21 protein-coding genes, 1 tRNA gene and 1 riboswitch are annotated in these 20,090 nt (G+C 70.4%); of the genes, 7 read left to right on the top strand and 15 right to left on the bottom strand.

The window, feature by feature from the left end; all coding sequences use genetic code 11:
• Nucleotides 1-28: 28 nt before the first annotated feature.
• Together CGL27_RS23670 and CGL27_RS23665 are read left to right on the top strand one after the other, a co-directional pair.
• A complete protein-coding gene (locus CGL27_RS23670) occupies nucleotides 29-1,552 on the top strand; it encodes an MFS transporter (RefSeq protein WP_119989827.1) in 1,524 nt (507 codons plus the stop codon).
• A 79-nt stretch (nucleotides 1,553-1,631) separates the two neighbouring features.
• On the top strand, nucleotides 1,632-2,414 hold the full coding sequence (locus CGL27_RS23665) for a TetR/AcrR family transcriptional regulator (protein ID WP_119989825.1): 783 nt from the start codon (nucleotides 1,632-1,634) through the stop codon (nucleotides 2,412-2,414).
• Nucleotides 2,415-2,580: 166 nt separating this feature from the next.
• On the opposite strand, the gene CGL27_RS23660 is transcribed toward CGL27_RS23665, so the two are convergent.
• Entirely contained in the window at nucleotides 2,581-3,432 is an 852-nt protein-coding gene (locus CGL27_RS23660) for a YceI family protein (RefSeq protein WP_078642322.1), read from the bottom strand.
• A 31-nt stretch (nucleotides 3,433-3,463) separates the two neighbouring features.
• Between CGL27_RS23660 and CGL27_RS53205 the strand changes: the two genes are divergently transcribed.
• Nucleotides 3,464-3,598 (top strand): hypothetical protein, encoded by a 135-nt coding sequence (locus CGL27_RS53205; RefSeq protein ID WP_276147878.1) that lies wholly within the window; start codon nucleotides 3,464-3,466, stop codon nucleotides 3,596-3,598.
• Nucleotides 3,599-3,723: 125 nt separating this feature from the next.
• Here the strand turns inward: CGL27_RS53205 and CGL27_RS23655 are convergent, their stop codons facing one another.
• Both CGL27_RS23655 and CGL27_RS23650 read right to left on the bottom strand, forming a co-directional pair.
• Nucleotides 3,724-6,345, bottom strand: a complete 2,622-nt coding sequence (locus CGL27_RS23655) for an MFS transporter (protein WP_078642321.1) — start codon at nucleotides 6,343-6,345, stop codon at nucleotides 3,724-3,726.
• An 8-nt stretch (nucleotides 6,346-6,353) separates the two neighbouring features.
• Complete coding sequence (locus tag CGL27_RS23650; RefSeq protein WP_078642320.1) at nucleotides 6,354-6,842, bottom strand: MarR family winged helix-turn-helix transcriptional regulator; 489 nt, start codon at nucleotides 6,840-6,842, stop codon at nucleotides 6,354-6,356.
• 203 nt (nucleotides 6,843-7,045) lie between these two features.
• Here CGL27_RS23650 and CGL27_RS23645 point away from each other — a divergent pair, with 203 nt between their 5' ends.
• On the top strand, nucleotides 7,046-7,246 hold the full coding sequence (locus CGL27_RS23645; protein ID WP_059147250.1) for a hypothetical protein: 201 nt from the start codon (nucleotides 7,046-7,048) through the stop codon (nucleotides 7,244-7,246).
• 68 nt (nucleotides 7,247-7,314) lie between these two features.
• Here the strand turns inward: CGL27_RS23645 and CGL27_RS23640 are convergent, their stop codons facing one another.
• From CGL27_RS23640 to CGL27_RS50160, 4 genes are all read right to left on the bottom strand, one after another.
• A complete protein-coding gene (locus CGL27_RS23640; RefSeq protein ID WP_119989824.1) occupies nucleotides 7,315-8,157 on the bottom strand; it encodes a hypothetical protein in 843 nt (280 codons plus the stop codon).
• 66 nt (nucleotides 8,158-8,223) lie between these two features.
• Nucleotides 8,224-9,054, bottom strand: a complete 831-nt coding sequence (locus CGL27_RS23635; RefSeq protein WP_078642318.1) for an RNA polymerase sigma factor SigF — start codon at nucleotides 9,052-9,054, stop codon at nucleotides 8,224-8,226.
• A gap of 188 nt (nucleotides 9,055-9,242) precedes the next feature.
• Nucleotides 9,243-10,076 carry an RNA polymerase sigma factor SigF gene (locus CGL27_RS23630; protein ID WP_059147253.1) on the bottom strand — a complete coding sequence of 278 codons (834 nt, stop codon included), beginning with the start codon at nucleotides 10,074-10,076 and terminating at the stop codon, nucleotides 9,243-9,245.
• Nucleotides 10,077-10,237: 161 nt separating this feature from the next.
• Nucleotides 10,238-10,402, bottom strand: coding sequence for a hypothetical protein (locus CGL27_RS50160; RefSeq protein WP_162953056.1), 165 nt, complete (start codon nucleotides 10,400-10,402; stop codon nucleotides 10,238-10,240).
• Nucleotides 10,403-10,644: 242 nt separating this feature from the next.
• Between CGL27_RS50160 and CGL27_RS23625 the strand changes: the two genes are divergently transcribed.
• Nucleotides 10,645-11,670 carry a 6-phosphofructokinase gene (locus CGL27_RS23625; RefSeq protein WP_078642317.1) on the top strand — a complete coding sequence of 342 codons (1,026 nt, stop codon included), beginning with the start codon at nucleotides 10,645-10,647 and terminating at the stop codon, nucleotides 11,668-11,670.
• Between the two features lie 4 nt (nucleotides 11,671-11,674).
• Here CGL27_RS23625 and CGL27_RS23620 read toward each other — a convergent pair whose 3' ends face one another.
• The gene (locus tag CGL27_RS23620) at nucleotides 11,675-12,559 is read right to left on the bottom strand and encodes a universal stress protein (protein WP_119989822.1); all 885 of its coding nucleotides are present in this window, start codon (nucleotides 12,557-12,559) and stop codon (nucleotides 11,675-11,677) included.
• Between the two features lie 301 nt (nucleotides 12,560-12,860).
• Between CGL27_RS23620 and CGL27_RS50155 the strand changes: the two genes are divergently transcribed.
• Nucleotides 12,861-14,324, top strand: a complete 1,464-nt coding sequence (locus tag CGL27_RS50155; protein WP_162953055.1) for a DUF6777 domain-containing protein — start codon at nucleotides 12,861-12,863, stop codon at nucleotides 14,322-14,324.
• A gap of 83 nt (nucleotides 14,325-14,407) precedes the next feature.
• On the opposite strand, the gene CGL27_RS23610 is transcribed toward CGL27_RS50155, so the two are convergent.
• The 5 genes from CGL27_RS23610 to CGL27_RS50150 form a co-directional block, all read right to left on the bottom strand.
• On the bottom strand, nucleotides 14,408-15,037 hold the full coding sequence (locus CGL27_RS23610; RefSeq protein ID WP_119989819.1) for a hypothetical protein: 630 nt from the start codon (nucleotides 15,035-15,037) through the stop codon (nucleotides 14,408-14,410).
• A gap of 984 nt (nucleotides 15,038-16,021) precedes the next feature.
• Nucleotides 16,022-16,108: transfer RNA gene (locus CGL27_RS23605), tRNA-Ser, on the bottom strand.
• Nucleotides 16,109-16,187: 79 nt separating this feature from the next.
• Nucleotides 16,188-16,688, bottom strand: a complete 501-nt coding sequence (gene tadA, locus CGL27_RS23600; protein ID WP_059148221.1) for a tRNA adenosine(34) deaminase TadA — start codon at nucleotides 16,686-16,688, stop codon at nucleotides 16,188-16,190.
• A 101-nt stretch (nucleotides 16,689-16,789) separates the two neighbouring features.
• Nucleotides 16,790-17,326, bottom strand: a complete 537-nt coding sequence (locus CGL27_RS23595) for a hypothetical protein (RefSeq protein WP_162953054.1) — start codon at nucleotides 17,324-17,326, stop codon at nucleotides 16,790-16,792.
• A 180-nt stretch (nucleotides 17,327-17,506) separates the two neighbouring features.
• Nucleotides 17,507-17,674 (bottom strand): hypothetical protein, encoded by a 168-nt coding sequence (locus CGL27_RS50150; protein ID WP_162953053.1) that lies wholly within the window; start codon nucleotides 17,672-17,674, stop codon nucleotides 17,507-17,509.
• A 188-nt stretch (nucleotides 17,675-17,862) separates the two neighbouring features.
• Between CGL27_RS50150 and upp the strand changes: the two genes are divergently transcribed.
• Entirely contained in the window at nucleotides 17,863-18,498 is a 636-nt protein-coding gene (gene upp, locus CGL27_RS23590; RefSeq protein WP_078642311.1) for a uracil phosphoribosyltransferase, read from the top strand.
• Nucleotides 18,499-18,595: 97 nt separating this feature from the next.
• Here upp and CGL27_RS23585 read toward each other — a convergent pair whose 3' ends face one another.
• Together CGL27_RS23585 and CGL27_RS23580 are read right to left on the bottom strand one after the other, a co-directional pair.
• Complete coding sequence (locus CGL27_RS23585) at nucleotides 18,596-19,297, bottom strand: LytR C-terminal domain-containing protein (RefSeq protein ID WP_078642310.1); 702 nt, start codon at nucleotides 19,295-19,297, stop codon at nucleotides 18,596-18,598.
• A gap of 132 nt (nucleotides 19,298-19,429) precedes the next feature.
• On the bottom strand, nucleotides 19,430-19,729 hold the full coding sequence (locus tag CGL27_RS23580; RefSeq protein WP_014061825.1) for a type II toxin-antitoxin system VapB family antitoxin: 300 nt from the start codon (nucleotides 19,727-19,729) through the stop codon (nucleotides 19,430-19,432).
• Between the two features lie 164 nt (nucleotides 19,730-19,893).
• A riboswitch (TPP riboswitch) is annotated at nucleotides 19,894-20,065 on the top strand.
• Nucleotides 20,066-20,090: the final 25 nt, after the last annotated feature.

Here is a 20,090-nt window from a genome sequence, read left to right as displayed (position 1 = left end):
CACCGTAGAAGCCCTGCCTGGAGTCCCCATGACGGTCTCGACCGCCGACGCCGCCTCCGCTCCACCCGGCCAGTCCCCGGGTGGTCATCCACAGCGCTGGCTGATCCTCGGCGTGATCTGCCTCGCCCAGCTCACCGTGTTGCTGGACAACACGATCCTCAACGTCGCGGTCCCCTCCCTCGCCCGGGAGATGGACGCGAGCACCGCCGAGATCCAGTGGATGATCAGCGCCTATTCGCTGGTCCAGTCGGGGCTGCTGCTCACCGCGGGCAACGCCGCTGACCGCTACGGCCGTAAGAAGATGCTGGTCGCGGGGCTGGCCCTGTTCGGTGTCGGCTCGCTGTTCGCGTCGCTGGCGCAGGGGGCCGGCCAGCTCATCGCCGCCCGCGCGGGCATGGGGATCGGCGGAGCGCTGCTGATGACCACGACGCTCGCCGTCGTGGTGCAGATCTTCGACGCGGCCGAGCGGACCAAGGCGATCGGCCTGTGGGGCGCGGTCAGCTCGCTCGGCATCGCCGCCGGGCCGCTGATCGGCGGCTCGCTGCTGGAGCACTTCTGGTGGGGCTCGATCTTCCTGATCAACATCCCGGTCGCGCTGCTCGGGCTGATCGCCGTGATCTGGCTGGTGCCCGAGTCCAAGGACCCGGTCGGCGACCGGCCCGATCTGCTGGGCGCGGTGCTCTCCACCATCGGTATGACCGGAGTCGTCTACGCGATCATCGCCGGGCCCGAACACGGCTGGACCTCGGTCCGGGTCCTGCTGTCCGCCTTCGTCGGGGTCGTGGTGCTGACCGGCTTCGCGCTGTGGGAGCGTCATATTCCGTATCCGATGCTGGACATGCACTTCTTCAGGGACCGCCGCTTCGTGGGCGCCGTCGCGGGCGGCATCCTCGTCGCCTTCGGCATGGGCGGTTCGCTCTTCCTGCTCACCCAGCATCTGCAGTTCGTGCTCGGCTACGACGCGCTGGACGCGGGGCTGCGCACCGCGCCGCTCGCGCTGGTGATCGTGGCGCTCAACCTCACCGGAGCCGGCGCCCGGCTGCTGCCGAAGCTCGGGACGCCGCTGACGATCGTCAGCGGTATGGGGCTGCTCGCGGGCGGCCTCGCGCTCATCGCGGTCCTCGGCGCGGACGGCTACGGCGGACTGCTGCTGGGGCTGGTGGTGATGGGGACCGGGATCGCGTTGGCCATGCCCGCGATGGCGAACGCCATCATGTCGGCCATCCCGCCGGAGAAGGCGGGGGTGGGCGCGGGCGTCAACGGCACCCTCACCGAATTCGGCAACGGGCTCGGCGTCGCCGTCCTCGGCGCCGTGCTCAACTCCCGCTTCAGCTCGCTGCTGCCCGCGGCCGCCGCCGGAGCCGGCTCGCTCCCGGCCGCCCTCGCCGCGGCCCGTACCCCCGGAGACCGGGCGGCCATCACGGACGCCTTCTCCTCGGGCCTGGAGACCAGCCAGCTGGTCGGCGCGGCGGCCGTGCTGGCGGGCGGGCTGCTGGCCGCGCTCCTGCTCAGCAGGGCCGAACGATCTTCACAGGAGGCCCCGGCGGCATAGCATCTGCAGGTAGTGAGGTGTCGCGTGCCGGGTCCCGGGACACGTGGTGCCAGCTCATCGGAGAAAGTGAGGCGCCGCCATGGCAACCGGCAGCCGTACCGTCCGCCCGCGGTCCAGCGTCTGGCTCTCCGAACGCAAGGCCCCCAAGCGCAAGGGCGATCAGCAGCCCGTCGGGCTCGACCATCTGAAGATCGTCGCGGCGACGATGCGGCTGCTGGACGCCGAGGGTCTGTCGGGCTTCTCGATGCGGCGGCTCGCGGCGGAGCTCGGGGTGACCGCCATGTCGGTCTACTGGTACGTGGAGACCAAGGACCATCTGCTGGAACTCGCCCTCGACGCCGCCATGGGCGAGATAGCGCTGCCCATCGAGGCGGTCGGGCCAGTCGAGGGCCATGAGCAGGCCCCGGCCGAGCCGCGGGACTGGCGTGAGCAGTTGCGCCAGCTCGCGGCCGAGTACCGCCAAGTGATGGTCCGCCACTCCTGGCTGCCGGCGCTGCTGGGGGAGTACCTCAACATCGGGCCCAACGCGGTGGTCTTCAGCAACGCCGCGCTGGCCGTGATGCGCAACAGCGGACTGCCGGACGACAAGATCACCAGTGCGCTGTCCCTCGTCTACCAGTTCGTCTACGGCTTCGGCACGATCGAGGGCCGCTTCGCCGCCCGCTGCCGGGCGGCGGGAGTCACCCAGGACGAGCTGTTCCACGAGACGATGAGCTCGGTCGCGGACCGTATGGAGTTCGACGAGTCGCGGAAGATCATGAAAGCTCGGGGCGGCAATACGGTCGAGGAGATGCGGGACCGCGACTTCACCTTCGCCCTGGACCTCGCGATCGCCGGTATCGAAGCCCTGCGGGACCGGTAGCGCGCGCCCGGCGGGCCGGGGCGCCGCCCCGGGACATCAGCCGCCGGACGGCAGGGCCGCCGGACGGCAGGGCCGCCGGACGGTCAGGGCGCCGGACGGTCAGGGGGCCGACCGGTCAGGCCGCTGGGCGGCCAGGGCGCCCACCGGTCAGGCTGCCGTCCGGCGGTCAGGCCGTGGGGAGCTCCTCGCCCTGCACCGCCTGTATGTCCAGCTCCACCCGCAGGGTCGTGCCGATCGCCGCGATGCCCGCCGCGACCACCTGGTTGTAGTTCATCGCGAAGTCCTCGCGGCGCAGCTCGGCGATGGCCCGGAAGGCCGCCCGCACCCCGCCCCAGGGGTCGGGACCCGTGCCCAGGTACGTCAGGTCCAGGTCCACGTCCCGGACGACGCCGTGCATCGACAGCTCGCCATGGACCGTCCAGCGGTCGGCCCCGGCCGCGCTCAGATGCGTGCTCCGGTACGTGAGCTGCGGGAACTCCTCCACGTTGAGGAAGTCGGGCGACTTCAGATGGCCGTCCCGCATGGCGTTGCCGGTGTCGATGCTGGCGGCCTGGATGACCGCCTCGACGCGCGACTTCTCGATGTCCTCGCCGACCTCGATCCGCCCGCCGAACTCCGTGAACCGGCCGTGCACGCTGGAGATCCCCAGGTGCTGGGCGACCGCGGCCACCGTCGAATGCGCCGGGTCGAGCGTCCACACACCGGGCGGGGGAAGCTCCACCCCGCCCTGACGCGCCAGCACCACCGTGCCCACGTCGGCCCGCCCGGAGGCCGTGACGATCGCCGTGGACGCGACCGGGGCATAGCCGACGGCGGTGGCGATGATCGTGTACGGCCCCGGCGGCAGCGGCTCGCCGGTCCGCACGGCGCCGTCCGCGTCGGCCTGCGCGCGCAGCACCTGCGCGCCCGTCATATCCGTGACGGTCAGCACCGCGTGCTGGACCGCCCAGCCGTCGCGGGTGTGGATCCGGGCCCGCAGTCCCGCTCCCCCGCCTGCTCCTGCTCCTGTGGTCGTCATGCCGCGTTTCGCTCCCGCTCGGGTGTCGCTCGTGTTGCTCGTGCTACTGGTCGTGCTGGTGTTGCTGGTCGTGTTCGTGGTACTCGTCGAGCTGGTCGTGCTCGACCTGCTGGTCGTGCTCGGCGTGTTCGCCGTGCTGGTGCGCCGGATCCAGGCGGCGGTGTAAGGCCGTCCCCTGCCTTCACTACACCGCCGCCGGGATCCGGGTTCCGGGACCGGCGGAAAAATCCGCCACCCGGACCGGGCCCGGGGCGCGTCTCCGCTCTTACGCGCCCCGGGCCCGGAGTTCCGTCACTCGCCCGGGTGGGCGAGCTCGACGTCGTGGCCGTCGACGCCCGGCCCGGAGACCGTCAGCGCCCCCGCGACCGGCGGGTAGCCGCTCGCGATGACCGTGTAGTCGCCCGCGTCCAGGTCGGTGAAGGCGTAGGCGCCGTCCTCGCCGGTGGTGGAGGTGGCGACCACGTTCCCGGCCGCGTCCACGAGGGTGACCCGCGCGTCGGGCAGCGGGCGCCGGTCGGCACCGGCCCGGACTATGCCCTGCACCCGGGCACCGGCCTGCAGGGCTATCTCCACCCGGGTCAGACCCTGGGCGCCCACCTCGACGGGCAGGGCGGCGGGCCGGTAGCCCGGCGCGTTCACCGCGAGCGTGAAGGTCCCGGAGACCAGCTCCTCGAAGCCGAAGTCGCCCTGCTCACCGGTCTTCCCGGTGGCCAGCACCTCGCCGCGGACATCGGTGACCACGACCATCGCCGCGTCGACCGGACGGCCGTCGGCGGCGCCGCGCACGGTGCCCACCAGACCGCTGGTGCCCGACAGGACGATGTCGAAGCCGAGCGGGTCGTCCCCGACCACGATCGTGGACGCCTGCGGCTGGTGGCCGTCGGCCGCCGCGATCAGGACGTACGAGCCGGAGCTCGGCGCGTCCAGGGCGTACGAGCCGTCGGGGTGGGCCACCGAACGGCCCAACTGCCGTCCGGCGAGCGAGATCAGCGTCACCGCGGCGCGGGCGACGGGGCCGCCGTCCGCGTTCCGCACGAAGCCGTGCACACCCTGCCGGGGCTGATGGTCCGCGCCGTCGCCCCCGGCGGAGGCGAAGGCCGCCAGGCGCTGCGGGGCGGCGGCCGCGAGGGCGCCGTAGGAGTCCGGCTCGGGCACCCCGGCGGCCGGGGCGCCCACGAGCGCGGGCTCGAGGTCGGCGACCTGTCCGGCGGCGGCCGTGGCCGCCATCGCGTCGGCCGGGGTGGCGTCGGCGGCCGGGGCGTCCGAGGTGGCCGCGGCGGACTGCTGGGAGCCGGAGTTGGTCTTCAGGGCGACCTCCTTGATGAACAGGGTCAGCAGAAGGCCGAGCAGCGCGGCCGGGGCGGCGAAGAGGAAGACGTCCCCGACACCGTGGCCGTAGGCGCTCTCCGTGATCGTGCGCAGCGGCTCGGGCATCGTCTTGACGTTGGGGATGCCACCGCCGCCGGTGCCGGCGTGGCCCAGTGCGGCGCCCTTGGGGCCGAGGTCGGTCAGGCCGTCCTTGACGTAGTGGGTGACGCGGTTGGCGAGCACCGCGCCGAGCGCCGAGACGCCCACCGCACCGCCCAGGGAGCGGAAGAAGGTGACGACGGCACTGGCCGCGCCGAGGTCCTGCGGGGCCACCTGGTTCTGGGTGGCCAGCACCAGGTTCTGCATCATCATGCCGATGCCGAGGCCCATGAGCGCCATGTAGATCGCCATGTGCCAGTACGGGGTGTCGTACCGGATGGTGCCCAGCAGCCCGAGGCCCGCCGTCACCAGCACACCACCGATGACCAGCCATGCCTTCCAGCGACCGGTCTTGGTTATGACCTGACCGGAGACGGTCGAGGAGATGAACAGGCCACCGATCATCGGGATGGTCATGACGCCCGACATGGTGGGCGTCTCACCGCGTGCCAGCTGGAAGTACTGGCTGAAGAAGACGGTGCCGGAGAACATCGCGATACCGACGAAGAGCGACGCCAGCGAGGCGAGGGTGATCGTCTTGTTGCGGAACAGCCGCAGCGGGATGATCGGCTCGCGCGCCTTGGACTCGATCAGGATGAAGATCAGACCGAGCGCGATCGAACCGCCGACCATCGCGTAGGTCTGCCACGAGATCCAGTCGTACTTGTCGCCCGCGAAGGTCACCCAGAGCAGCAGCAGCGAGACCGCCGCGCTGATGAAGAAGGCGCCGCTCCAGTCGACCTTGACGTCCCGCTTGACCACCGGGAGCTTCAGGGTCTTCTGCAGCACGATCAGCGCGATGACGGCGAACGGAACGCCGACGTAGAAGCACCAGCGCCAGCCCAGCCAGGAGGTGTCGGTGATCACGCCGCCCAGCAGCGGACCGCCGACGGTCGCGACGGCGAAGGTCGCGCCGAGGTAGCCGCTGTACCGGCCGCGCTCACGCGGGGAGATCATCGCCGCCATGACGACCTGGGCCAGGGCGGACAGACCGCCGACGCCGACGCCCTGCACCACACGGCAGGCGATCAGCATGCCGGGGTTCTGCGACAGACCGGCCACCACGGAGCCCGCGACATAGATCAGCAGGGCTATCTGGACCAGCAGCTTCTTGCTGAACAGATCGGAGAGCTTGCCCCACAGCGGGGTGGCGGCGGTCATGGCCAGCAGGGTGGCGGTGACGACCCAGGTGTAGGCGGACTGGCCGCCGTGGAGATCGGCGATGATCTCGGGCAGCGCGTTGGAGACGATCGTCGACGACAGGATCGCGACGAACATCCCCAGCAGCAGCCCGGAGAGCGCCTCCATGATCTGCCGGTGGGTCATCGGCGCCGAGGAGTCCGCGTCGTGGCCGTGATGGCCCCGGTGCCCTCCTCCGCCGTGCTTGGCGTGGGCGGGGTGCCCCGCGGGTCCCCGCACACCGCCGTCCGGTGTGGTCGTTGCCATGAAGTTCCTTAACGTTGCGAAGGTGTACGGGTGATGCTGGTCTCGGCCTGATGCGGCACGGCCCGGGAACGCGTGTCCCCGAAACTCGTCCGCAAGCGGTCGAGAAGTTCGTTGAGGTGGTCGACGTCCTCGTCCGACCAGTCGCTCAGACAGCTGGCGAGCGCGTCCGTGTAGCGCTCGGAGACCTGACCGAGCAGGGTTCGTCCGCTGGCGTTGATGCTCAGCAGCCGCGACCGCCGGTCGAGCGGGTCGGGCTTGCGGTCCACCCAGCCGCGGTCCGCGACATGCGCCACATGCCGGCTGGTCACCGACATGTCGATGTCGAGCAGCTCGGCGAGCTTGCTCATGCGCATCTCGCCGTTGCGGTCGAGGAGCATCAGGACGATGGCGGCGCCGGATGGGCAGTCGGCCGGCAGGACGCGCCCGAGGCCGCGCTTGACGGTGCCGATGGCGCTGAGCTGCCGGGCCAGCTCCTCGTAGTGGCGCTGTGTGGCCACGGCACCCCCCAGAGGGATTGGTCAGTTGCTTGAGGCAACCATAGAAGAAGTTAGTTGCAACAGGCAAATGAAAGGGCGGTCTGGGCGGTAAATTGCCGTTAAAGAGTCGTTCTGGAGTCGGTCAAGTGGGGTGGCCGGGGCGTGCGGTGCCGCCGAGACCCGGGGGTGTCCCGGAATCCGCTCGTTCGCTAGGGTCGGGGCCCATGGCGAACAACCCCCAGAGCCCCAACGGCAACCAGGACCCGTCCGGTTCCACTCAGATGTTCCGCGCCTTCGTCGACGAGGGCACGCGGCAGCCTCAGGCGTCCACCGGATCGAGCGGCGGTTCGCGCGTCGGTGTGATCGTCGGTGTGATCGCGGCGGTCGTGATCGTCGCCGCGGTGGCCTGGCTCGCGCTGGGCTGAGCCTCGAAACCCTGACGCTTCCAGCGGGGGCATGAGCTCCCGCGCCCCTTACGGCTGCCGGGTCGGCATTACGGCTTCCAGGTGACCGAGACGTCCCTGGTCTCGATATGCATGCCCAGCGGCACCCGCCAGTCGTCCACGCACACCGTCCAGGTCTTCTCCTTCTTCTGACCCGCGCCGATCGGCGCGGGCAGCTCTTCCTCGGATTTCAGCGTCGCCCAGTCGATGCCGAGGAGGTCGATCACATGCGTCGAGAAGGTGACGGTGCCCGAGGCGACAGCGGATCCTCCGGTGTTGTGGAACTCGACCTTCACCTTCTCGCACCAGCGCTCATCGGTCGCCGTGCGCTCCGGCTTACCGACTTCGAGGACGGCCGGTCCGGTGGGCGTGGGGGAGCCGGAAGGGTCCGAGGGGTCTGAACCGGGTCCGGAGGGCGAGGGCTCGCCAGGCCCGTTGCCATCGGGTCCGTCGCCGTTGGGTCCGTCGTCGCCCTTGGGCCCGTCGTCCGTACGCCCTGGGGTCCCGGAGCCGCCCTTCCCGCCGCCCGGGCTGTTGGTACGGCCGGGGGCCTGTGTCGATGCCGAGGGTGCCCGCGAGGCCGGTCCGTCTGTTCTGCCGTCCCCGGTGGCGGTGGGGCCGGACGCGCCCCGATCGCGCTTCCCGCCCGTGCCGCCCTTACCGTCGCGATCGTTCCCTGTGCCGTCCTCGTCCAGGGGCACCAGGTCGACGCCGCCCTTGGGCGGTACGGCCTTCGCGCTCCGCTGGCCGTCGGGCCCGGCCGCCCCGGTGGCGACATAGCCGTCGCCGCCTCCGCCGCAGCCGCTGAGCAGGGCCCCCAGGCACAGCGCGGCCGCCGAGGAGGCAAGCGCCGTGCCTCGGCGGCCGGTTGTCCGGCTCGATGCGTATCGCATCGGGCCAGTGTGTCTGACGGCCCGTCAGGTGTACAGGGATCCGACAGGGCGACCGGTCGGTCCGGCTCAGTCCGAGATCAGGCCCTCGCGCAGCTGGGCCAGGGTCCGGGTGAGGAGCCGGGAGACATGCATCTGGGAGATCCCGACCTCTTCGCCGATTTGCGACTGCGTCATATTGGCGAAGAAGCGCAGCATGATGATCTGGCGCTCGCGCGGCGGCAGTTTGGCCAGCAGGGGCTTGAGCGACTCGCGGTACTCCACGCCCTCCAGCGCGCTGTCCTCGTACCCCAGCCGGTCGGCGAGCGACCCCTCGCCGCCGTCGTCCTCGGGGGACGGGGAGTCCAGCGAGCTGGCCGTGTAGGCATTGCCCACCGCGAGCCCGTCGACCACGTCCTCCTCCGAGACGCCCAGCGCCGTGGCGAGCTCGGGGACGGTCGGGGAGCGGTCGAGCTTCTGTGACAGCTCGTCACTGGCCTTGGTGAGTGCCAGCCGCAGCTCCTGCAGCCGCCGCGGGACCCGCACCGACCAGCTGGTGTCACGGAAGAACCGCTTGATCTCGCCCACGACGGTCGGCATGGCGAACGTCGGGAACTCCACGCCCCGTTCGCAGTCGAAGCGGTCGATCGCCTTGATCAGGCCGATGGTGCCGACCTGGACGATGTCCTCCATCGGCTCGTTACGGCTGCGGAACCGGGCCGCCGCGTAGCGGACGAGCGGGAGGTTCAGCTCGATGAGGGTGTCACGGACGTAGCCGGCCTCCGCACTGTCCTTGTCGAGTGTGGCGAGCCGCAGGAAGAGGGAGCGGGAGAGGGTGCGGGTGTCGATGGCGTCGCAGTCGTCAGGCATCAGCGGTGCGTCGTTGTTGAGCACCTTCGAGCTGCCCAGTTCTACGGACATGCCACCCCCTAGAGGTCGCGGACGGATCCCAGCTGCGCGGTTCGCGTCCGACGCAGCCTCCCCCTGAATACCGGAGGTCGGGCCCCGTCAAACGCGGTTCCTGCAGAATGTCACATGTCGGCAACACGCTGTAGCGCCAAGTCGACATTACAGCCTTGAGGTGCCGGGGCGCAGGCCCCTCGCAAGGATCAGGACTCGATCCGATTCGCGGACCTCAGCCTGGCGAAGCTGCGGGACAGCAGCCGGGACACATGCATCTGGGAGACGCCGAGCTCGGCGCTGATCTGAGACTGCGTCAGATTGCTGTAGTAACGCAGCAAAAGGATACGCTGCTCGCGCTCGGGCAGTTGTACGAGGAGATGGCGCACCAGATCGCGGTGCTCGACTCCGGCGAGCGCCGGATCCTCGTAGCCGAGCCGGTCGACCAGCCCGGGAAGGCCGTCGCCCTCCTGGGCGGCCTCCAGGGAAGTGGCGTGATAGGAGCGGCCCGCCTCGATGCAGGCGAGCACCTCCTCTTCGCTGAGCTTGAGCCGCTCGGCGATCTCGGCCGTCGTCGGGGAGCGGCCGTGCAGCACGGTCAGGTCCTCGGTCGCGCCGTTGACCTGCACCCACAGCTCATGCAGCCGGCGCGGCACATGGACGGTGCGGACGTTGTCGCGGAAGTAGCGCTTGATCTCGCCGACGACGGTCGGCATGGCGAACGTCGGGAACTGCACCCCGCGGTCCGGGTCGAACCGGTCGATCGCGTTGATCAGGCCGATGGTGCCGACCTGGATCACGTCCTCCATGGGTTCGTTGCGGCTGCGGAAGCGGGCCGCGGCGTAGCGGACCAGCGGCAGATTGGCCTCGATCAGCGCGGCGCGCACGCGGGTGTGCTCGGGAGTTCCGGGGGTGAGGCCCGAGAGCTCGGCGAAGAGCACCTGGGTGAGCGCTCTGGCGTCAGCCCCGCGGCTTCTGCCGCTTTCGCTGCCGCCATCGCCCTGGGGCGGGGTTCTGGGCGCGGTACGGGCCGACACGGTCACGCCACCCCTTCACGGTTACACACCCGGCAAAAGCGGTCATAGCATCACAAGACATGTGCACTGTGTGCAAGCACCGCTTTACCACGTGTTGGTGGAGGGATCGCCCAATAAGGGGCTAAATGGGGTGGCAGTTCGAGAGGTGGGAGCGGGGTGGACCGAGGCTATTTGGTCAGTTCCGTCATGAACTCGCCTACGCTCGTGGCGGCGTCCGATATGCCCTCGAAACCGACCTGGACGAGGTCGGCCGCCCTGGCCGGCGTCTTGATGATCGTGTACAGCACGAAGACGATCAGCGTATAGAGCACGATTTTCTTCGCCTGGGCCATCTGTGCTGCCTCTCCCGCTGTGCCCTTGTGCAGTCGCGAGAGTCTATCCACACCTCTGGCGCATCAGTCGTATCAGTCGGATGAACAGACTGATGTTGTGGAAACGGTCCTTCGCCGGTGTGGGCGCCGCGCTACAAAAGGGTGGATTCTGGAGAAAGAGGGGGTGGCACGAGTGGCGCCAGAAGGAGCGGCGGCAGAAGGAGCGGGGGCAGCGGCTCGCGGCGTCGGCGGAGGGAGCGGAGATGCGTGTCGGTGTGCTGACCGGCGGCGGTGACTGCCCCGGGCTCAACGCCGCGATCCGCGGCATCGTCCGAAAGGGCGTGGAGGTGCACGGCTTCGAGTTCGTCGGCGTGCGGGACGGCTGGCGCGGCGTGCTCGAAGGAGCCATCGTGCCGCTGGACGTCCCGGCCGTGCGCGGCATCCTGCCGCGCGGCGGCACCATCCTCGGCTCCTCCCGGACCAACCCCCTGGCCGGCGAGGACGGCGTCGGCAGAGTGCGGGAGACCCTCGCCGAGTACGAGGTGGACGCGCTGATCGCGATCGGCGGCGAGGACACGCTCGGAGTCGCCGCGGCGCTGGGCGGCGAGGGCATCCGGGTGGTCGGGGTGCCCAAGACGATCGACAACGACGTGGCCGGCACCGACTACACCTTCGGCTTCGACACCGCCGTCAATATCGCCACCGAGGCGATCGACCGGCTGCACACCACCGCCGAATCCCACACCCGCGCCCTGGTGGTCGAGGTGATGGGGCGGCACGCCGGCTGGATCGCGCTGCACTCGGGGATCGCGGGCGGTGCCAACGTCATCCTCATCCCCGAGCAGCCCTTCGACATCGGCCAGGTCTGCGCCTGGGTGGAGAACCGCTTCAAGATCAGGTACGCACCGATCGTGGTGGTCGCGGAGGGAGCCGTGCCGAAGAAGGGGCAGATGGTGGTCAAGGACTCCAGCCTGGACGAGTTCGGCCATGTCCGGCTGTCCGGTATCGGCGAGTGGCTGGCCCATGAGATCGCCGATCGCACCGGCAAGGAGGCCCGCACCACGGTCCTGGGCCATATCCAGCGCGGTGGCACGCCCAGTGCCTTCGACCGCTGGCTGGCCACCCGCTTCGGGCTGCGCGCGATCGACACCGTCAAGGACCAGGACTTCGGCACGATGGTGGCGCTGCGCGGCACGGACATCGTGCGCATACCGCTCGCGGAGGCCACGGCGGGCACCAAGACCGTCGATCCCGCGCTCTACTCCGAATTCGGGGTGTTCTTCGGCTGAGCGCTCAGAGCGCGGGATGCGGCACGACCGCCACCGGGCAGTGGGCGTGGTGCAGTACGGGGTGGGCGACCGGCCCCAGCCGCAGCTCGGTCGGCCGGGTGGCCGCACGGCGCCCGATCACCAGCAGCCCGGCCCGCTCCGAGGCCCTCACCAGCGCCTCCGCCGGATTGAGCAGAATGACGTCCGGCACCACCGTGACCTCCGGATATCTCTCCCGCCACGGCCGCAGGGCGTCGGAGACCACCTGGCTCTCCTGGTCCTCCCACATCGCGCGGTCCTCCTCCAGCACCGTGAGCATCCAGACCGACGGGGAGGCCGGGGGCAGCGCCCACGCATGCACGACCCGCAGCGGCACGCCCCGCTCCTGGGCGGCGCGGAACGCGAAGTCGGCCGGCGCCTCCGCCGGAGCATGCGCGTCGAAGCCGAGCTGCACCTCGTCCGTATGCGCACCGTCCCATCCGCCGCCCGTACGCCGCGCCTCCGGGACCGTGACGACCGGGCACTGAGCCATCGCCGCCACCCGCAGCGCCACGGAGCCCACCGCCAGCCCGTCGAAGCCTCCCCAGCCCCGGGCCCCGACCACCAGCAGCCCGGCGCCCGCGGCGGCCGTGAGCAGCGCCTCGGCCGGTTCGGCGGCGATGTGCTCCCCGTCGATCTCAAGGTCCGGATCGCGCGCCCGGAAGTCGGCGACCGTCTGCCCGAGCATCTGCTCGCCCACGTACTGCCAGGCGTCCGCCCCGGGCACCGGTGAGACCCTGCGCGGCAGCGGCGGACTGGCGTGCACGAGCCGCAGCACGCGCCCGCGCCGTGCCGCCTCCCGCGCGGCCCACTCGGCCGCCGTAAGGCTGCGCTGCGATCCGTCGACCCCCGCCACGACAGCACCGCTCATCCGGGTCCTCCTCGGCTGCCGTCCGTTCTCCGGTCCGTTCCCCTGCCAACTGGAGCAGGTCCGTTTAGTCTAGATACGTGGCGAACATCCGACATGGTCGGAGGGAGCGCCGCACACAGACCGCGAGGGGTAGCGACCGCCCCCGGTCCGGGCCACCGGACCGGGGGCGGTTCTGCGGGCAGCGGCGGGCAAACACGGGCCAAGTCCCCCAAAAGTGGGGTGAGATGTCAAGGTTTCGGGGGAAGCGGGGGCGTGCGGGGCGAGCGCAGGATGGGGGGCGAGGTAAGGGAAGGAGAGGGAAATGCGCTCAATCTCATGGCACCTCACCTCACGTCGCTCAGCAGTCTTCGTCGGTTTCGTCGTCGTGGTGGCCGTCGTGGTGGTCCTTGGGATGGTCTCCTCCTCCGAAAAGGCATCCGGGAAAGCCTCCAGAGAGGCTTCCGGGGAAGCCCCCCGATTCGCCTCGACGGTCGAATACCGGCGCGAACCCGTCGGAAGGACCTCGGTTCCCGCGTTCACCTCCTCCGTGGGCCATGACCGCAAACGCGTGGTCTCGCCGTCCAACGGAGGCCGGGCCTTCCGCGGCGACACTCCCGGTCTCTACACCGGCGTCCGGAACCGGCAGCCCTGCGACCGGCAGGGACTGACCCATGACCTCGACGCCGACAAGAAGAAGGGGGCCGCCTGGAGCCGGGTCCAGAACATCGGCCAGGACGACATCCCCGGCTTCGTCCAGCGGCTCACGAGCGTCACACTGCGCTCCGACACCTATGCGAAGACCTACGGCTACCGCGGCGGGGTGAAGCCGGTGTCCGCCGTCCTCCAGGCCGGAACGGCGGTTTTCGTCGATGAGCACGGCGCGCCCGTCGTGAAGTGCGACTCCGGAAATCCCGTTAGGGTCTCGGCCCCGCCGCGCAACGCCAAGCCGACCTTCACCGGGCCCCAGTGGAACGGTTTCTCCCGGACCACGGTGACCGTCATCCGGCCGGCCACGAAGGACGTCAAGCACCTCGTCCTGGTGGGAACCGGCAAAACCGAGCTCCTGAAGCGCCCGCTCGGCGACGGTGACGGCAGCGAGAACCCGCGCGACACCGTGCTGGCACGGGCCGACTACCCGTCCACCCTGGCGATGCCGGGCGAGCAGCACGCCCCGCGTCTGCGGGAAGCGCCGAAGGTCAGCCTGAAGCCGTCCGACCGGTTCACCCCGCTGGAGACCGATCGCCCGTCCGCGACCCCCTCGCAGCAGTCGCAGCCCTCCGATCAGCCGTCGGATCCGGGCCAGCAGCCGCAGGACCAGCCCACGGACCCGGGCCAGCAGCCCCAGCCGCAGGATCAGCCGTCGGATCCGGGCCAGCAGCCCCAGGACCAGCCCACGGACCCGGGCCAGCAGCCCCAGCCGCAGGATCAGCCGTCGGATCCGGGCCAGCAGCCCCAGGACCAGCCCTCCGACCCGGGTCAGCAGCAGCCCCAGGACCAGCCCACGGATCCGGGCCAGCAGCAGCCGCAGCCCCCGCCGAACCAGCCCCCGCCCAATCAGCCGCCCCCGAATCAGCCGCCCCCGAATCAGCCGCCGCCCAACCAGCCCCCGCCCAACCAGCCGCCGCCCAACCAGCCCCCGCCCAACCAGCCCCCGCCCCCGCCGCCCCCGAACCAGCCCCCGCCGAACCAGCCGCCTCCGAACCAGCCCCCGCAGGACCAGCCACAGCAGCAGCCCGACCCCAACCAGCAGCAACCCCCGCAGCAGCCGCCCCCGTCCGGCCCCTGACGGGAGGGGACGACCCCCGCACACACGTAGGGCCCGGTTCGTACGAACCGGGCCCTACGTTCTTCAGAGCGGTAGCGGTGGGATTACTCGTGGGCGCTGATCACACCGCCGGCGCTGAGCACGATGGACCCGCCGTTGGCGTCGAGACCGGTGTCCTGCTGGTTCGCCTCGATCGTGGCGGCCTCGCCCTCGAAGCCGTAGATCTTCGCACGGTAATGCAGCTCGCCGACCTTCGTGACCTTGGCCGTCCAGCCGCCCGCGAGCTCGAACGTGCCCGGTCCCTGCTGTCCGCCGCCCATCCAGGAGCGGACCTCGCCGCCCGCCGTGATCACGACGAACATGTCATTGGCGTCGAGACCGGCGTCGTGCCCGTTGGCCTCCAGCGTGGCCAGCACGTCACCGTCGTTAACGATCTTCAGGCGGTAGTGCTGTTCGCCGAGCTCGTAGATCTTGGCCGTGCTGCCGTCCACCAGGGTCTCGGTATGGGACGGGGATGCCGCCTTGCCCGCGGCGCCCGCCTTGGTGTCGACCTTGACATCGGAGCCCTGCGCCCCGGTGGAGGAGGACTCGGTGACGGCCGCGGGCTTCTTGCCGGCGGTGTCCTCCGAGCCGGAGCAGGCGGTCAGGCTGAGGCCGGCGGCGGCGATCAGGGCCGCGGCGGCAACGCGCAGGGTGCGGCGACGAGCGGTGCGGACAGTGTTGCTGGAGCTCATTTCGGGTCCCCCCGGGGTGGTTGGTGTCGTTGTCTCCTCGGTACGTCGACCACTCTGGTCGGGGCCACTACCGCAGGGCTGCCGCCCCGCTAACCTCCGGCTAACGCGGGTGTGGGCAGGGGATGCCGCCGCTGGGCTGATGCCGACGACCTGAGTCATGCCCATGTGTCCGTCCGGCCTGCGCAGGCCACGCGGAGCATGCGCAGCCGCGCGAGGAGCTGCCGATGCGCCGTCCGGTCGGCTCCCGCCGTACGTATGTCACGGTGAACCGCGTGGTGCGGCTCCCGGAGAGTCGGGCGTGGGAGAACGGCCACGCCGGAGAAGCTGACGCCGGTGTCGATCCTGTTGTCCAGCGTCCGGCGCGGCTTCGCCTACGCCGGACTGCCGTGGGCGGCGGGGTGCGTAACGACGCCTCGCCGCAGCGACCCGCGGCCCTGGGCGCGCCTGTGGCAAGCGCCCCGATGGCGCGGAGCGGCTCGGGCGGGGACCAGACCCGCGCAGCCCCTCAGCCTCGGCGCATACGCCGGCCCGGGCCCTAACTGCGTGCAGTACCGGGGAAGGGCACATCAGGAGTAGAGGTCATCGATGTCACCCTCCGCTGATCTCACAGATCCGGACCCGTTGCATTCGGGGCCCGCCTGTGCCCACACGGCCCTGGGCGGGCACTGTCGCCGAGGTGCAGTCGTTGGCCGGCTCGGCACGGGCGGGGATGGGTGCTCAAGGCGCTAAGGCGACTGCTGGAGGCCCGTGGAGACGCGGGCCGGCCCCGGCGACGCCTCACGGCCACTGTGCGGAGATGCCCATGCAGCCAGATCCTCGAGGCCGGGTCCCACGGTGGGTTCTGCCATCGATGGCCGTATCAGCAGGCCAGTTTGGGGTCATACGGGCCCACATGCCTGAACGTGTCCACCCGCCTGTGTGGGCACGTCCACACGCAAAACACCCCCCTGACTGCGTTTCCGCAAGTCAGGGGGGGCGTAAGAGCGGTAGCGGTGGGATTTGAACCCACGGAGGAGTTGCCCCCTCACGCGCTTTCGAGGCGCGCTCCTTCGGCCGCTCGGACACGCTACCGAGGGAGAGCCTAGCGGACGGGTGGCCGGTAACCGAAATCGGTTCCGGGACGGTTCCGGGACGGGACCGGGCGCAGGGGTCAGGATTTGCGGAAGAAGGTGGTCAGGGGGGCCGCGCACGCCTCCGCCAGGACGCCCGCGATGACCTCGGGGCGGTGGTTGAGGCGGCGGTCGCGGACGACGTCCCAGAGGGAGCCGACCGCGCCGGCCTTCTCATCCACGGCGCCGTAGACCAGCCGGTCCAGGCGGGACAGGACGATCGCGCCGGCGCACATCGTGCACGGCTCCAGGGTGACCACCAGGGTGCAGCCGGTCAGCCGCCAGCCGCCGAGGTGGTGGGCGGCGGCTCGGAGGGCGAGGACCTCGGCGTGGGCCGTGGGGTCGCCGTGGGCCTCGCGCTCGTTGCGGCCGCGGCCGAGTACCGAGCCGTCCGGGCCCAGCACGACGGCGCCCACCGGCACATCCCCCGTCTCGGGTGCCCGTACCGCCTCCTCCAGCGCCAGGCGCATCGGGGCGCGCCAGGGATCGCGCAGGGGGTCGGGTTCGGGGCCGGGCAGGAGGCCGGTCAGCGGATCGGTCATGACGTCAGTGTGGATCGGTTCGTGCGGATCGGTTCGGTTCGCTATTCGTGTGGATCACTTGGATCAGTGCGGTGACGGGGTGGGTGGCATGGCTGCGGTGGTCAGCGCACCGCCTCCAGCCCCTCCATGCTGCAGCCCAGCATCTCGGCGATCGATTCGAGGGCGTCCCCGTCGAGGGACTTCAGCTCCTTCTCGTCCATGCCGTAGTCGGCCAGGATGTCGGCGTCGCCGAGCGGGCCGAGCGGGACCGGGGCGTCGTCCGCGTCCTCGTCGTCCCGGTCCGGCTCGCCGTCCTCGGTGCCGTCCAGGTCGACCAGGCTGTCCAGATCGTCGTCGGGGTCCCGGCCGAGCAGCTCGTCGGTGAGCATCGAGCCGTACGAGGTGCGGGCGGCGGCTGCCGCGTCCGATACGTAGATGTGCGGGTCGTCCTCGCCGTCCACGCGGACGACGCCGAACCACGCGTCTTCGTGCTCGACGAAGGCCAAAACCGTGTCGTCGTCCTTGGAGGCCAGACGGGCCAGTTCGATCAGATCCGTCAGGGTTTCCACGTCGTCGAGCTCTGTGTCGCTCGCTTCCCACCCTTCTGCGGTGCGCGCGAGCAATGCGGCGAAGTACACCGTGACTCTCCCACTGGTCATAGGCGTGCCGGGGCGGGCGGGACAGTGTCCCGCCCCAATCGGAATCGTGGCAGAAACCGTCGCGTCGCGAGAGGTCTTCCACGCTGCGTCGTGCACCAGTCCAAAGAGATGTGGCTCACGCGGACGGAATCGAAACGCGCGGAAACCCCCTCCGGCGGTTCGGTGGAAGCCCACCAGAGATCACCAGGAAAAGGTCCGCATGTGTATCGCCCGGCGCATCCGGGCCGCGCGGGCCTGGCGGGGACGCACCCGGTTCCGCACCGCTCTGGCCTCGTTCAACGCGCGCAGGAAGCGGTCGCGGCGGCGGCGGCGTTCCGCGGAGGTTTCCTTCGCGGTCGCTTCGGCCATGGTCAATCACTCCTCGGGGCCGAGGTGTCGCCCGGGAGCACCCCGGGCGCTGCTGCCCACTTTCCCCCGAAACGGCGGTTTGATTCCAGTGCGGCGGCAGACGGTTGAGCGCGAGGGAGGCGCACGGAGGGGGCGGACGGGGTCACCGGCGGCAGCCGGGCTCCGGAGGCTCGGTTAGTGTCGTCGCCATGCGGATCCACGTCGTCGACCACCCGCTGGTGGCGCACAAACTCACCACGCTGCGCGACAAGCGCACCGACTCCCCCACCTTCCGGCGGCTCGCCGACGAGCTGGTGACCCTGCTCGCGTACGAGGCCACGCGCGATGTGCGCACCGAGCAGGTCGACATCGAGACCCCGGTGACGGCCACGACCGGAGTACGGCTGTCCCATCCGCGCCCCATGGTCGTGCCGATCCTGCGGGCCGGTCTCGGGATGCTCGACGGCATGGTGCGGCTGCTGCCCACCGCGGAGGTCGGTTTCCTGGGCATGATCCGTGACGAGGAGACGCTCCAGGCGTCCACCTACGCCACCCGGATGCCCGAGGACCTCTCCGGCCGTCAGGTCTACGTCCTGGACCCGATGCTCGCCACCGGCGGGACGCTGGTCGCGGCGATCAAGGAGCTGATAGCGCGGGGCGCCGATGACGTGACGGCGCTGTGTCTGCTGGCGGCGCCGCAGGGTGTCGAGCTCATGGAGCGCGAGCTGGCGGGCGCGCCGGTGACGGTGGTCACCTCGTCCATCGACGAGCGGCTCAACGAGCAGGGGTACATCGTGCCCGGGCTCGGCGACGCGGGTGACCGGATGTACGGGAGCGCGGGCTGAGCACCGCTCGAAGGGGCTGTGGGCTGAGTACCGCTTAAGGGCACTCCCCGGCGGTCAGCGGCCCCAGGGTGCTCGCACGCGAGTGGTCGGCGCCGGGTCAGCGGCAGGGCTTTCCGGAGGGCGCGGGCGAGGGCTTGGCCAGGGCGGCCAGCGCCTTGTCGGCGTCCTTCTGCTTGACCAGGTCCTTGAAACTGTTGCCGATGATCAGATCGATGTCCTTGCCGTTGCGCGCGTCGTTCTTGGTCTGGGCGCCGCTGAGCTGAGTGCCGAGCACATTGAAGGCCCCGTCGCCGGCGCCAGGGGCGCCGAGCAGCATCCCGGCGGTCTTGACCTTCTTGTCGTACTCGGCCGGGGCGTTGCCCACTTTCCCGATCTTGAAGCCGCGCTTCTCCAGCTCCTTCGCGGTGTCCTTGGCGAGGCCGGAGTGCGTGGTCGCGTTGTAGACGTTGACCGTGATCTGGGAGGGCTTGGGCAGTTTCCCGCCCGTACGGCCCTGTCGGCCGCCCTGACCGCTCTGGCCGCTGTCGGACCGGCCGGACTTCGCCTTCTCGTCGGGGCGCTTGTCGCCGCGCTCGCAGTCCCCGGTGCCGCGCGCCGCGCGGACCGTCTGGTCGTCGCTGTCGCCGGAGAAGACGTCGATGAGCTGAAGTGTTCCCCAGCCGACCAGGCCGAGCGTCAGGACCGAGCCGAATGCGGCGAACATCAGCCGCCGGCGGCTCCGGGGTCGGCTCATCCGCGGGTAGCGATCGCCCGTAATGCGGTACTTTCCGCCCATGCCGGGAGGGGTCAGCATGCTCATGAGCGCAGCGTAGTGCGGCCAGGTGGCGATGCCTACTAAATGATCAATGGTTGGTGCTCAGACCAACCCGAAAGGGTCAACAGAGATCGGAAGTCGATCAGCGACGATCGGTCACCGGGGGCGCGGGCGCGGTCAGCCCTCGAGCTCCAGGACGCGCGCGTGCAGCACTTGGCGCTGCTGGAGCGCGGCGCGCACCGCCCGGTGCAGCCCGTCCTCCAGATAGAGGTCGCCCTGCCATTTCACGACATGGGCGAAGAGGTCCCCGTAGAACGTCGAGTCCTCCGCGAGCAGCGTCTCCAGGTCGAGCTGCTGCTTCGTCGTGACCAACTGGTCAAGACGTACCGGGCGTGGGGCGACATCCGCCCACTGGCGGGTGCTTTCCCGTCCGTGGTCGGGATAGGGCCGACCGTTTCCGATGCGCTTGAAGATCACACGGAAAGCCTACCGGGCAAGCCCCTCCCGGCGCAGCCAAGGCGCCCGAGTGCCGGGGCGGGGCCGATCTTCGCCGGGTCTTCACCGGGCCCGGGAAAACGGAAAAAATGCCTGAAAGGGGCTAGGCACTCAAAGGGGGACGGAGTAACGTAAATAACAGCCTGCGGGGCGAGCGAGGGAGCTCGACCGGAGAGGCGCTCAGGACAGAGGACGTAAGTCCCCCGGAGTGTTTCCTAGATGGCCGTGCTGAGAGGCTCGAAGGTCGGGGAGACCGGAGAGCGACCTCCACTACCTGATACGGACAATGCCGCCGAAGGGAGCCCACCTCGCAGGTTTTGTCCTGCCCGCGCACCATGGCCTC

It is taken from the genome of Streptomyces sp. 11-1-2, from assembly GCF_003595545.1.
Classification (GTDB): domain Bacteria; phylum Actinomycetota; class Actinomycetes; order Streptomycetales; family Streptomycetaceae; genus Streptomyces; species Streptomyces hygroscopicus_B.
This window is presented reverse-complemented; position numbering and strand designations above follow the sequence as displayed.